The organism is Bradyrhizobium sp. UNPA324, from assembly GCF_006658635.1.
Classification (GTDB): Bacteria; Pseudomonadota; Alphaproteobacteria; order Rhizobiales; family Xanthobacteraceae; genus Bradyrhizobium; species Bradyrhizobium nanningense.
On record NZ_LFJD01000004.1, the window covers coordinates 4,505,330 to 4,517,689 of the forward strand.

11 protein-coding genes are annotated in these 12,360 nt (G+C 64.9%); all 11 read right to left on the bottom strand.

Translation table 11 applies throughout. The features are described from left to right. Positions 1 to 22: 22 nt before the first annotated feature. Complete coding sequence (gene fabZ / locus UNPA324_RS21680; RefSeq protein WP_024341283.1) at positions 23 to 484, bottom strand: 3-hydroxyacyl-ACP dehydratase FabZ; 462 nt, start codon at positions 482 to 484, stop codon at positions 23 to 25. Then, on the bottom strand, positions 481 to 1,548 hold the full coding sequence (lpxD, locus tag UNPA324_RS21685) for a UDP-3-O-(3-hydroxymyristoyl)glucosamine N-acyltransferase (protein ID WP_141935857.1): 1,068 nt from the start codon (positions 1,546 to 1,548) through the stop codon (positions 481 to 483). The genes fabZ and lpxD overlap by 4 nt, the downstream gene beginning before the upstream one ends. A gap of 125 nt (positions 1,549 to 1,673) precedes the next feature. Continuing rightward, on the bottom strand, positions 1,674 to 4,199 hold the full coding sequence (bamA, locus tag UNPA324_RS21690; protein ID WP_128919334.1) for an outer membrane protein assembly factor BamA: 2,526 nt from the start codon (positions 4,197 to 4,199) through the stop codon (positions 1,674 to 1,676). 175 nt (positions 4,200 to 4,374) lie between these two features. After that, positions 4,375 to 5,526, bottom strand: coding sequence for an RIP metalloprotease RseP (rseP, locus tag UNPA324_RS21695; RefSeq protein ID WP_141935859.1), 1,152 nt, complete (start codon positions 5,524 to 5,526; stop codon positions 4,375 to 4,377). 43 nt (positions 5,527 to 5,569) lie between these two features. Next, the gene (dxr, locus tag UNPA324_RS21700; RefSeq protein WP_128919332.1) at positions 5,570 to 6,793 is read right to left on the bottom strand and encodes a 1-deoxy-D-xylulose-5-phosphate reductoisomerase; all 1,224 of its coding nucleotides are present in this window, start codon (positions 6,791 to 6,793) and stop codon (positions 5,570 to 5,572) included. Positions 6,794 to 6,797: 4 nt separating this feature from the next. Continuing rightward, positions 6,798 to 7,640: a phosphatidate cytidylyltransferase gene (locus UNPA324_RS21705; protein ID WP_128919331.1), complete on the bottom strand. Its 843-nt coding sequence runs from the start codon at positions 7,638 to 7,640 to the stop codon at positions 6,798 to 6,800. Then, a complete protein-coding gene (locus UNPA324_RS21710) occupies positions 7,637 to 8,395 on the bottom strand; it encodes an isoprenyl transferase (RefSeq protein ID WP_141935861.1) in 759 nt (252 codons plus the stop codon). Before UNPA324_RS21710 ends, UNPA324_RS21705 begins: the two co-directional genes overlap by 4 nt. 12 nt (positions 8,396 to 8,407) lie before the next feature. After that, positions 8,408 to 8,971, bottom strand: coding sequence for a ribosome recycling factor (gene frr / locus UNPA324_RS21715; protein WP_128919329.1), 564 nt, complete (start codon positions 8,969 to 8,971; stop codon positions 8,408 to 8,410). Between the two features lie 69 nt (positions 8,972 to 9,040). Further along, positions 9,041 to 9,757 carry a UMP kinase gene (gene pyrH, locus UNPA324_RS21720; protein WP_128919328.1) on the bottom strand — a complete coding sequence of 239 codons (717 nt, stop codon included), beginning with the start codon at positions 9,755 to 9,757 and terminating at the stop codon, positions 9,041 to 9,043. Between the two features lie 60 nt (positions 9,758 to 9,817). Then, positions 9,818 to 10,741 carry a translation elongation factor Ts gene (tsf, locus tag UNPA324_RS21725; RefSeq protein ID WP_128919327.1) on the bottom strand — a complete coding sequence of 308 codons (924 nt, stop codon included), beginning with the start codon at positions 10,739 to 10,741 and terminating at the stop codon, positions 9,818 to 9,820. A 136-nt stretch (positions 10,742 to 10,877) separates the two neighbouring features. Then, a complete protein-coding gene (locus UNPA324_RS21730; protein WP_128919326.1) occupies positions 10,878 to 11,873 on the bottom strand; it encodes a 30S ribosomal protein S2 in 996 nt (331 codons plus the stop codon). Positions 11,874 to 12,360 lie beyond the last annotated feature (487 nt).

Here is a 12,360-nt window from a genome sequence, read left to right on the forward strand (position 1 = left end):
GTCCCGCGGGGAACGAAGCCGTTCAGTCCGTCAGCATGGCGCCGACATCGGCTTCCGCAACCACCTGCCCGTTGACCTTGGCATCGCCGTGAAACCACCACATGGCCTTGCGGCGGCCGAGCGAGCGCATGTGATACTCGATGGTGTCACCGGGCAGCACCGGCTTGCGGAACTTGCACTTGTCGATGGTGAGAAAATAGACCGCGCGCGGCTTCTCGGTGCCTTCGACTGACTTGATGCCAATCACGCCTGCCGTCTGCGCCATCGCCTCGATCATCATCACGCCGGGATAGACCGGGCGCTCCGGGAAATGCCCCTGGAACGCCGGCTCGTTGAAGGTGACGTTCTTGATGCCGATGCCGCTGTAGTCGGCGCGGATGTTGATCACGCGGTCGATCAGCAGCATCGGAAAACGGTGCGGCAGGGTCTGGAGGATCGCGTTGATATCCACCAGCTCGAACTTCACAGGTGATTCCGCCGTCATTCCCGTCCCTCGTCCTTCGCATCGGCCTTGCTGTCGCGTACCAGGCGCTCCACCGCGATGATCTCCTTGAACCATTGCTTGGTCGGCTTGGCAAAGAAGCCACCCCAGCGTCCGCCCGGCGGGATGTCGTCCTTGACGCCGCTCATCGCGGTCACCTGGGCCCCATCGCCGATCTTGAGGTGGTTGTTGATGCCAACCTTTGCTCCCAGCGCTACGTTGTCGCCGATGGTCAGGCTGCCGGCGAGGCCGATCTGGGCCGCTAGCAGACAGTGCCGGCCAATCGTCACATTGTGGCCGATCTGGACCTGATTGTCGATTTTGGTCCCCTCGCCGATCACGGTGTCCCGTAAACTGCCGCGGTCGATCGTGGTCCCGGCGCCGACCTCGACGTCGTTCTGGATCAGCACCCGGCCGGTCTGCGGCACCTTCAGATGGCCCTCGGGGCCGAAGAAGATGAAGCCGTAGCCGTCCTGGCCGATCGAGCAGCCGGGATGGATCAGCACGTTGTTGCCGATCAGGGTACACTGGATCGCGGTGCGGGCGCCGACGTTGCAGTCCCGGCCGATCTTGACCCCGGGACCGATCACCGCCCCGACGCCGATCACCGTGCCGCTGCCGATCTCCACATCCGGGCCGATCACCGCCAGGGGATCAACAATCACGCCATCCTCGAGCCGGGCCGAGGGATCGATGATCGCCGACGGTGCGACACCGTCATTGCCGACCCATGATTGCGGCCTCAGCGCGTCGCCGTGCCATTCCCGCGCGATCCTGACGAAGGCCCGGAACGGCTGCGCCACCCGCAGCACGGCCACATGGGCGGGCACCTGGGCCTCGAAACGCGGGCTAACCAGGCAAGCGCCGGCCTTGGTCGCCTTGACCTCATCGGCATATTTGAGGTTGTCGAAGAACGCCAGATGCATCGGGCCCGCTTCGTCGAGCGAAGCAAGGCCCGTGATGATGTGGCCGCCCCTGCCGGGATCGACCAGCTCGGCCTTGGCCAGCGTGGCAATGTCTGCCAGCGCTGAGGCAGGCGGCTTTGAGAAGAAGATCGGCTGCGCCATTCCACCCCGTCGCGGTCCGGCTTCGGCATGAAGCGGTCAGGCCGCATCATGCCCCATCTCTTGGAATGGCACGATCCCTTTCGGAAACCGGCTCCATTGATCCGGATCGTGCCGTGCTGATCGAACTAGAACGTGGTACCGCCGCCGAACCGGAACTCCTGGACGCGATCGTACTTGCCCTTGCTGAGTGGCACGGCGTAGTCGAAGCGCAGCGGACCGAACGGCGACTGCCAGATCAGGCCGACACCAACCGAGGAACGGACGACCTTGCTGTCGTCGTAGATGAGGCCGGTACAGGTGCCTGCGGACGTCGACGGATTGATGGTCGATGGGATACAGCCCGGCGCATTGACCTCATTGGTCGCCGTCCAGCTCGTCGGTCCCTTATAGTCATAGAGACCGCCGGCGTCGGCATAAACCGCGCCCTTCAGACCCACTTCCTTCGGCAGGAACCAGAACGGCATCTGCAATTCGAGCGAAGCGCCCCAGTACTGAGTGCCGCCGAGCGCATCCCGCGAACCGAACGGGTTCAAATCGCGCGGACCGATGCCGTTCGGGGCAAAGCCGCGGACGAGGTTCGAGCCCATCTGGAAGTGATCGAGCATGCGCAGATCGCTGCCGATCTTGTTCAGCATGCCGCTCTGCACGCGGACGAGGCCGACGATGTCAGACACCAGCGGAGTATAGTACTTCGCGTCGATCACGGACTTCAGGTAGGTGACGTCGCCGCCGACGCCGGCGAAATCCTGGCGGAAGTCGACGAGCAGACCGTCGGTCGGGTTCTTGTTGTTGTCCAGCGTGTTGTAGGTCAGCGTGTAGCCGAGCGCCGAGGTCAGGGTCTTGCCGTTGGCAAGCTCCCTGCGCACCGGCAGCGAAGCTTCGCCGTCGCTGTAGCAGCCGAGGCCGTTGCTCGAGCTCAGGTCGATGCCGTTGGCGGCGGCGAAGGCCGGGCTCGGGTTGAACGCCGAGGTGCCGATATTGTTGTTACAGTTCGCCAGGTAGTACGGCAGCGTGATTTCCTGCTGGTAGATCGAGTAGCGCAGCTGCAGCGACAGATCTTCACGCAGGGAGAAGCCGAGGCGCGGCGAGAAGCCGAGCGTCTTGGTGCCGTAGGAGATGTAGCTGTTGGACAGCTGCTGGCGCTGATAGAGGTCGAGGCCGAGCGCGACGCGGTAGTCGAGCAGATACGGCTCGACGAACGACAGCGAGTAGCCGCGTGCATACTGGCCATAGGTTACCGACGCCTTGGCGAACAGGCCGCGGCCGAGCAGGTTGCGCTCGGAGATCGAGACTTCGGCCAGCGCGCCGTCAGTGGTGGAGTAACCGCCCGAGATCGAGAAGTCGCCGGTCGATTTCTCTTCCATGTCGACGATCAGGATCACGCGATCGCTCGACGAGCCGGGCTCCGTCGTGATCTTCACGCTCTTGAAGTAGTCGAGGTTCTTCAGGCGCCGTTCGGCACGGTCGACCAGGGCGCGGTTGTAGGCATCGCCCTCCGAGATGTCGAACTCGCGGCGGATCACGTAGTCTCGCGTGCGGGTGTTGCCGCGCAGGTTGATGCGCTCGATATAGGTGCGTGGGCCCTCGTCGATGTTGAACACGACGGAGACGGTGTGCGCCTCGAAGTTGCGGTCGCCGCCCGGCCGGACCACGGCGAAGGCGTAACCGCGGCGCGAGGCCTCGATCTGCATCTCCTCGACCGACTTCTCGACCGATTCGACGTTGTAGAGCGAGCCGGCATGGACACGCGAATAACCGCGCATCGAGGATGGATCGAAGTTCGCAATGCTGGAGCGGAAGTCGACCGCACCGACGCGATATTGAGCGCCTTCCTCGATCTTGAAGGTGACGTTGAAGCCCTTCTTCTCCGGATCGTATTCGGTGAGCGCAGCCACCACTTGGACGTCGGCGTAACCGTTCTTGAGATAGAAGCGGCGGATCAGGTCGCGGTCGGCTTCGACGCGGTCGGGATCGTAGATGTCACCGCTGGCGAGGAAGCTCAGCAGGTTCGATTCGCGCGTCTTGATGACGTCCCTGAGGCGGTAGGACGAGAACGCGTTGTTGCCGACGAAGTCGATCGACTTGACGCCGGTCTTGGCGCCCTCCTCGATCGTGAAGATGAGATCGACGCGGTTGTTCGGCTGCTCGATGATCTCGGGCGTGACGCGCACGTCGTAGCGACCGGACCGGCGATAGATTTCGGCGATTCGCAGCGTGTCGGACTGCACCATGGCGCGGGAGAAGGTGCCGCGCGCCTTGGACTGGACCTCAGTGGTGAGCTGCTCGTCCTTGATCTTCTTGTTGCCCTCGAAGGCAATCCGGCCGATCACCGGGTTTTCCACCACGGAGACGACGATCTGGCCGCCGGCACCGCGGTTGATCCTGACGTCCTGGAACAGGCCGGTCTCGATCAGCGCCTTGAGGCCGTCGTCGATGGCGCCTTGATCCAGGCGACCGCCCGGACCCGGCTTGAAATAGGAGCGGATCGTCTCCACCTCGACGCGGCGATTTCCTTCGACGGAAATCGACTGAACGGTCTGAGCGAGCGCAGACGAAGACACGAAAACAGCCCCGACCGGGGCAACCACCGGCGCGCCGAACATGATCAGGGTTGCGAGCAAGCCCCCCCGGAGTCGCAGTCCAAACTTCATCGCGCAACGCGCCCTTATCATTCCGTGCCAGACCCACCCCAACGCCGGTCCGGAGATTCCCCAAGTCGAGGCCGCTTGTAGCCAATTTCGCCGACGCCGCAAACGGCCGAAAGCGTCGTGATTTCAATTTCATTCCAAGACGTTGCTCAACAGCAACGCCACAAAAAAGCCTCCATCAAGATGCGGCCATTCGCAGGATGTCGTTGTAGGTCGCAAACACCATCAGCATCAGCACCAAGCCGAGCCCGATTCGGAACCCCATTTCCTGAGTCCGCTCGGACAGGGGTCGGCCACGGATCACCTCCGCCGCATAGAACATAAGGTGACCGCCATCGAGCAGCGGAATCGGGAACAGGTTCAACAGGCCGATCGACACCGACAGCACTGCGCACAGATTGATCACGAACTGGAACCCGGCGCTGGCCGCCTGCCCCGACATCTTCGCGATTCCCAGGACGCCGCTGACCTCGTTGGGATTGCCGTTTCCGACGAACAGCGAGCCCAGGAACTTGAAGGTGCTGGTGATGATGAACCAGACCTGCTCGACCCCGATCTTGAGCGCCTCGCCGATGCCGACCGGCGCGGTCGAGGCCTCTCCGGCCTGCGCCTTGTGCTCGACGCCGAGCACGCCGAGACGGTGGCTATTGCCGAACGGATCCTTGCGCTCGAGCAACGCCGGGGTTGCCGTCAGCGACACGATGGTCCCGTCGCGCTTCACCTGGAAGGCAAGCGCCGAACCCGCATTCATCGCAACGATTCGCTGCATGTCGGCAAAGCTCTCGATCGGCTTGCCGTCGATCTGGACGACGACGTCCCCGACCTTGAAACCCGCCGCGGCCGCGGCGCCGTCGGCGACCACGCCGTCGACGCGCGCGATCGTGCTCGGTTTGCCGTAATACAGCGCCATGCCGGCGAAAATCAGCGCGCCCAGAATAAAGTTGGCGATCGGTCCGGCGGCGACGATGGCGGCGCGCGGGGCGACCTTCTTGTGGTGGAAGCTGCCGGCGCGCTCCTCGGCCGACATGGCCGCAAGCGTCTGCGCGGACGGGGTCGAGGCCTCGCTCTCGTCGCCGAAGAACTTGACGTAGCCGCCGAGCGGGATCGCCGAGATCTTCCAGCGGGTGCCGTGGCGGTCGTTGAAACCGACCAGCTCAGGTCCGAAACCGAGTGAAAAGGTCAAGACGCGCACGCCGACCCAGCGCGCGACCAAAAAATGGCCGAGCTCGTGGAAGAACACGACGATCGTCAGGACGAACAGAAAGGGAACCGCGTAGCCGAGGAGCCCATGGCTCAACGTATTGAAACTATGGGTAAAAAAGTCGATCATCGAATTCCCTCATCCAGCGCCGCAAGGCCCTGGTCCGAACCAACTAGGATGCCTTTAAGGCAATTTGAGGCAATAGGGCGGCAGCCCTATTTCGCGCAACATGGTCAACAGAGATTGCATCGTCGGCGGATGTCAGCGGTGCCTGGTTCCCGCTGCGAATCCAGTCATCCAGTGTGGCCTCGACCAGCCGCGCAATCGCGCCGAACCGGATCTTGCCGGCGATGAACGCGGCGACCGCGACCTCGTTGGCCGCGTTGTAGACGGTGGTCGCCCCCTTCCCGGTCCGGAGCGAATCGAAAGCCAGGCGCAGCCCGGGGAAGCGCTCGAAATCGGGGGCTTCGAAAGTCAGCTGGCCGATCTTGGCCAGATCGAGCTTAGCAGCCGGCCCTTTGATCCGGTCGGGCCAGCCGAGGCAATGCGCAATCGGCGTTCGCATGTCGGGCGCGCCGAGCTGAGCCATCACCGAACGGTCGGAGAACTCGACCATGCCGTGGATGATGGACTGCGGATGCACGAGGACGTCGATCTCGTCGGGCGCGAGCGCGAACAGATAGGACGCCTCGATCACCTCGAGCCCCTTGTTCATCATCGAGGCGGAATCGATCGTGATCTTCTGGCCCATGCTCCAGTTCGGGTGCTTCAGGGCCTGCTCGAGCGTGGCCTGCTCGATGTCGGCGGGCTTCCAGGTGCGGAACGGACCGCCCGACGCCGTGATGATGACGCGGACCAGTTCATCGCGATTACCCGATGCCAAGGCCTGGAACAGCGCGTTGTGCTCGGAATCGGCCGGCAGGATGCAGGCGCCCGCCTTGGCCGCACGCTGCATGAAGAAATCACCGGCGCAAACCAAACATTCCTTGTTGGCGAGAGCCACATGCGCGCCGCGATCGACCGCCGCCAGCGCCGGCTTTAATCCGGCAGCGCCGCTCACGGCCGCCATCACCCAATCAGCCGGACGCGCGCCGGCTTCGATCACCGCGCTTTCGCCGGCACCGCACTCCGTGCCCGTCCCCGCGAGCGCGGCCTTGAGTTCGGCGAACTTGGAGGTGTCGGCAATCGCGACGTAACGCGCGGAAAATTCCTTCGCGAGCTTTGCCAGCGCCTCGACGTTGCCGTTCGCCGTCAGCGCCTCGACGCGATAGCGCTCGGGCGAGGCGCGCAGCAGGTCCATCGTGCTGTCGCCGATCGAGCCGGTGGCGCCGAGAACCGTGACACTACGGACGCTGGACGCCGCAGCCTTGTTGTTTCGCAATGGGACCGCGCTCATATCCTCACCAAACCATAAGACCGCTTCCGGCGCTATGCACACCATGGCGGAGAAAGCCGATAATCCATGCCGCCAGGATGGCGGCGACAAAACCGTCCAGGCGGTCCATAAGCCCGCCATGTCCGGGAATTAAGTGACTGGAATCCTTGACGCCGAAGCGTCGCTTTACCGCGGATTCGAACAGATCGCCCGCTTGCGAGACGACCGACAGGACGGCGCTGACCAAGAGCAGTGGAACTGCCTTCCCGACGCCGCACGCGGCAAAACCTCCGGCCACCGCAAGGCTCGCCACGAAGCCGCCGACCGCGCCGGCCCAGGTCTTTTTCGGGCTCACGCGCGGCCAGAGCTTCGGCCCGCCAATGCTGCGGCCGGCGAAATAGCCACCGATATCGGTCGCCCACACCACCAGCAGCACGAACATCAGCGCGGAGAAGCCGTTGACGAGATCCTTCCGGACCAGGATCGAGGCCAGCAGCGCCGCTGCTGCGTAGGCGAATCCGGTTGCCGCCCAAATGAACTTGCCGCGCGCGATCAGCGTCACGATCGCGCCGCCGACGAGGCCAACGACGACGGAGGTCTTGAGCCCGCCAAAAGCGACGGCGGCGCCCATCATGGCGATGACGACCGTCCCTGCCCCGGTCAGCGCGGCCGAGCCTGCACCGACCACCGTCAGCCATTCCGCGAACAGCCCGATCGACACCAGGGTGACGAGCAGTGCCCATAGCCAGCCGCCGGCATAAGCGATCGCAATGGCGAGCGGCGCCAGCACCAGCGCTGCGAGGACCCGCATCACCAGATTGCTCGGGGCAGGCTTTGCGCCCGCAGGTGCGGAATCGTGTTCGCTCACGAGGCGGTTTTCGCGACCAGGCCGCCGAAACGGCGCTCGCGCCTGGCGAATTCGGCGATCGCGCTTTCCAGCGCCGCCTTGTCGAAATCGGGCCAGTGGATCGGCACGAACACGAGCTCGCTATAGGCGGCCTGCCACATCAGGAAATTGGACAGGCGCTGCTCGCCGCTGGTGCGGATGATGAGATCGGGATCGGGAATGTCGGGCGCATCGAGATGCGCCCCGAGCGTCTCGGCGTCGATCGTAGCAGGATCGCGCTTTCCTTCCGCGACCTCGCGGGCGAGCTTTTGCGCCGCTTTCGCGATCTCCTGCCGCGAGCCGTAATTGAAGGCGACGACGAGCGTGAGGCGCGTGTTGTCGCGCGTCAGCTCCTCGGCCTCGTTGAGCAGTGCGCAGATGTCGCTCTCGAGGCCCTCGCGCTCGCCGATGATGCGGACCTTGACGCCGTCGCGATGCAGGCTCGCAAGATCGTTGCGGATGAAGCGGCGCAGCAGGCCGAAGAGATCGCCGATCTCGCTCGCCGGGCGCGACCAGTTCTCCGACGAGAACGAGAAGATGGTGAGATAGCGGATCCCAAGCTCATGCGAGGCACGCACCACGCGGCGCAGCGCCTCGACGCCGCGGCGATGCCCCTCCGCACGCGGCAGACCGCGCGCGGCCGCCCAACGCCCGTTGCCATCCATGATGATGGCGACATGCGCGGGCGCCTCGGACCGATCGGGTCCTTCCGTTGCGGGCGCGGCGGCGTTGGACATGAAGGCGATGCCTTAAACGGTGAGGATTTCTTTTTCCTTGGCGGCCAGCAACTGATCGATCTCGGCGATGGTGCCGTCAGTCACCTTCTGCACCTCGTCGGCGTGACGCTTCTGGTCGTCCTCCGACATCTCGTGATTCTTCTCGAGCTTCTTGAGGACGTCGAGACCGTCGCGGCGGACATGGCGCGCGGCGACCTTGGCGGCCTCCGCATATTTATGCGCGACCTTCACCAGCTCCTTGCGCCGCTCCTCGTTGAGCTCGGGGATGCGCAGACGCAGCACCTGGCCCTCGGTCGCGGGCGACAGGCCGAGATTGGAATCGACGATCGCCTTCTCCACCGCCTTGACCATCGACTTGTCCCAGACCTGCACCGAGATCAGGCGCGGCTCCGGCACGCTGACGGTGGCGAGCTGGTTGAGCGGCATGTGACTGCCATAGGCATCGACCTGCACCGGATCGAGCATCGAGGCGGAGGCACGCCCCGTCCGCAAGCCGCCGAGCTCGTGCTTGAGCGAGGCGACGGCGCCCTGCATGCGGCGCTTCACTTCGTTGAGGTCGAAATTACCCGTGGGCATCACGTTTCTCCTTCAAAATCCCGGCGACCGCTCCCGCGCCCTTCCCTTTCGGGCGCGCCAGATGAGCCGTCAGCCGGCGACGATGGTTCCGTGGCCGACGCCGCGCAGAATCGCGCCGATCGACCCCGGCTCTGCGATCGAGAATACGATGATAGGCAGCGACGTCTCGCGGGCAAGCGCGAAGGCGGTCGCATCCATCACCTTGTAACCGCCCTCGATCGCCTGCGAATGGGTCAGCCGGTCAAACCGCGTGGCGGCGGGATCCTTCTTCGGATCGGCCGAGTAGACGCCGTCGACATTGGTCGCCTTCAGCACTGCCTGAGCGCCGATCTCGGCGGCGCGCAGCACTGCAGTCGTATCGGTGGTGAAGAACGGATTACCGGTTCCGCCGCCGAGCAGCACGATGCGCCCTTCGGCCAGATATTTGTGCGCCGCAGTACGGGTGAACAGCTCCGAAATCTCGGGCATGACGAAGGCCGATAGCGTGCGCGCCGGCGCGCCCTTGCGCTCGATCGCCGCTTCCAGCGCGAGGCAGTTCATCATGGTGGCGAGCATGCCCATGGTGTCGCCGGTCGGGCGCGACACGCCGCGGGCGGAGACCTCGACGCCGCGCACGATGTTGCCGCCGCCGATCACGACCGCAACCTCGGTGCCGAGCTTGCGGGCCGCGATCAGATCGTCCGCAACCCGGTCGACGGTCGGCTGGTCGATGCCAAAGCCTTGCTGTCCCGCGAGATATTCGCCGGACAGCTTGATCACGACGCGACGATAGACCGGATCAGTCATGAGCACTTTCCTTGTCCGGGCGCCGCTTCCGGCGGCACGCCGGAAGGAACGTTCCGGCGCTTACTTCTTGCCGCTGGCCGCGGCGACCTCGGCCGCGAAGTCGCTTTCCTGCTTCTCGATTCCCTCACCGAGAGCATAGCGCACAAAGCCCGCGATCTTCACAGCGCCGCCGACCTTGCCCTCGGCCTCCTTCACCGCCTGCGCCACCGACTTGCCGGTGTCGTGGATGAAGGCCTGCTCGAGCAGGCAGACTTCCTTGTAGTAGGTCTTGAGGCCGGACTCGACGATCTTCTCGATCACGTTCTCAGGCTTGCCCTGCTGGCGATATTTGTCGGCGAGCACGTCCTTCTCGCGCTTGACGACCGCCGGATCGAGGCCGGACGGATCGAGCGCGAGCGGGTTGGCGGCGGCGACATGCATCGCGATCTGGCGACCGAGCGCTGCGAGCTCGTCGGCCTTGCCCGGCGATTCCAGCGCCACGATCACACCCATCTTGCCGGCGCCGTCGACGACGGCACCGTGGACGTAGTGCGCCACGACGCCCTGGCTCACCTCGAGCGAAGCGGCACGGCGCAGCGTCATGTTCTCGCCGATGGTGGCGATCGCGTCATTGATCGCGGCTTCGACCGTGACGTCACCGACCTTGGCGGCCTTGATCTTCTCGACATCGGCGCCGACGTCGAAGGCGACCTGGGCGATCATCTTGACCAGGCCCTGGAACTGACCGTTGCGCGCGACGAAGTCGGTCTCGGAGTTGACCTCGACCACGACGCCCTTGGTGCCCTTGGTGAGCGCGCCGATCAAGCCCTCGGCCGCGACGCGGCCCGACTTCTTGGCGGCCTTGGACAAGCCCTTCTTGCGCAGCCAATCCTGCGCCGCTTCCATGTTGCCGTCGTTTTCGGTCAGTGCGGCCTTGCAGTCCATCATGCCCGCGCCGGTCGACTCGCGCAGGTCCTTGACCATCGCAGCTGTGATCGTTGCCATCGTTGAAAATCCTTTGTGCCTGCCGGTTCGCCGCGGCGTGGCTTCGAAGCGCGCCGCCGCGGTCCATCTCAGGAATTCGCGTCAACTGAATGAAATGGTGGCCGGATCCCGTCCGGCCAACCCATCGCTCTCTTGACTATTCCGCTTCCGCGGTCAGCGCCTTGGCCTTGGCCACCCAGGCATCCGCGCGGCTCGGCAGACCGACTTCTTCGCCGATCGTGTGCGCGGTGTCGTGATCGAGCTCGGCGAGCTGCCAGTAGTGGAAGATGCCGAGGTCGTTGAACTTCTTCTCGATCGCACCCGACACGCCCGGGAGCTTCTTGAGGTCGTCGGCGGTGCCGCGCGGGCCTGCAAGCCCCTGGAAGCCGCTCGACGAAGCCGCCGGTAGATCCTCAGCGAGTGGACGGGCCGACGCGCCGACGTCAATGCCCGAATCGCCCTGGGCACGGGAGATGCCGTCGATCGCTGCGCGCGCGATCAGATCGCAATAGAGCGCGATCGCACGGCCGGCGTCGTCGTTGCCCGGCACCACATAGGTGATGCCCTTCGGGTCCGAATTAGTGTCGACGATCGCCGCGACCGGAATGTTGAGACGCTGGGCCTCCTGGATCGCGATGTCTTCCTTGTTGGTATCGATCACGAAAATCAGGTCGGGCAGACCGCCCATGTCCTTGATGCCGCCGAGCGAGCGGTCGAGCTTGTCGCGCTCGCGCTGAAGCGTCAGGCGCTCCTTCTTGGTGTAGGAGCTGGCATCGCCGCCCGCCAGCACGTCGTCGAGGTGACGCAGGCGCTTGATCGAGGCCGAGATCGTCTTCCAGTTGGTCAGCGTGCCGCCGAGCCAGCGCGAATTGACGAAATACTGGGCGCAGCGCTTGGCCGCGTCCGCGACGCCGTCCTGCGCCTGGCGCTTGGTGCCGACGAATAGGATGCGGCCGCCCTTGGCAACGGTGTCGCTGACCGCCTGCAAGGCGGTGTGCAGCATCGGCACGGTCTGCGCGAGGTCGACGATGTGGATGTTGTTGCGAGCGCCGAAAATGAACGGAGCCATTTTCGGATTCCAGCGGTGGGACTGGTGACCAAAGTGCACGCCAGCTTCAAGCAGCTGACGCATAGTGAAATCGGGTAGCGCCATCGTTCTAATTCTCCGGTTGGTTCCTCCGGAAACGTGTGAGCAAACCGGAGCGTTCTCGCCCCGGCTGCCACCGGACGGCCTTGTGAGCCATGTTTCCGTGTGAGATGGCGCGCTGTATAGCGCCATTTCGGCCAGAAGCAAGGAAATAAGGGTCTTTCGGGGGCGGGTTTTCGCCCCCGAAAGGCTCCATTCAGGGAGACCCGGCCGTCCCCTAGCACTTCGGCTGGTTGGGCGGACACTTCTTCGCCGCCGGCGGCGCCGCCGGACGCGGCGGAGGCGCTGCCGGGCGCGGCGGCGGTGGTGGAGGCGGCGCCGCCCGCGCGACAGGAGGTGGCGGCGGCGCGGGCCGTGCCATCGGAGGCGGAGGTGGCGCAGGACGCGCAACCGGCGGTGGTGGTGGGGCCGGCCGAGCAACGGCCACCGGCGGGGGCGCTGCGCGCGGCGGCGGAGGCGGGGCGACGCGCGGCGGCGGCGGTGGCGTCGGTCT

Excerpts from the sequence above, each read along its gene's own strand:
- bamA (WP_128919334.1), bottom strand. The coding sequence starts at position 4,199 with ATGAAGTTTGGACTGCGACTCCGGGGGGGCTTGCTCGCAACCCTGATC.
- fabZ (WP_024341283.1), bottom strand. The coding sequence starts at position 484 with ATGACGGCGGAATCACCTGTGAAGTTCGAGCTGGTGGATATCAACGCG.
- UNPA324_RS21710 (WP_141935861.1), bottom strand. The coding sequence starts at position 8,395 with ATGTCCAACGCCGCCGCGCCCGCAACGGAAGGACCCGATCGGTCCGAG.
- tsf (WP_128919327.1), bottom strand. The coding sequence starts at position 10,741 with ATGGCAACGATCACAGCTGCGATGGTCAAGGACCTGCGCGAGTCGACC.
- UNPA324_RS21730 (WP_128919326.1), bottom strand. The coding sequence starts at position 11,873 with ATGGCGCTACCCGATTTCACTATGCGTCAGCTGCTTGAAGCTGGCGTG.
- dxr (WP_128919332.1), bottom strand. The coding sequence starts at position 6,793 with ATGAGCGCGGTCCCATTGCGAAACAACAAGGCTGCGGCGTCCAGCGTC.
- frr (WP_128919329.1), bottom strand. The coding sequence starts at position 8,971 with ATGCCCACGGGTAATTTCGACCTCAACGAAGTGAAGCGCCGCATGCAG.
- pyrH (WP_128919328.1), bottom strand. The coding sequence starts at position 9,757 with ATGACTGATCCGGTCTATCGTCGCGTCGTGATCAAGCTGTCCGGCGAA.
- rseP (WP_141935859.1), bottom strand. The coding sequence starts at position 5,526 with ATGATCGACTTTTTTACCCATAGTTTCAATACGTTGAGCCATGGGCTC.
- lpxD (WP_141935857.1), bottom strand. The coding sequence starts at position 1,548 with ATGGCGCAGCCGATCTTCTTCTCAAAGCCGCCTGCCTCAGCGCTGGCA.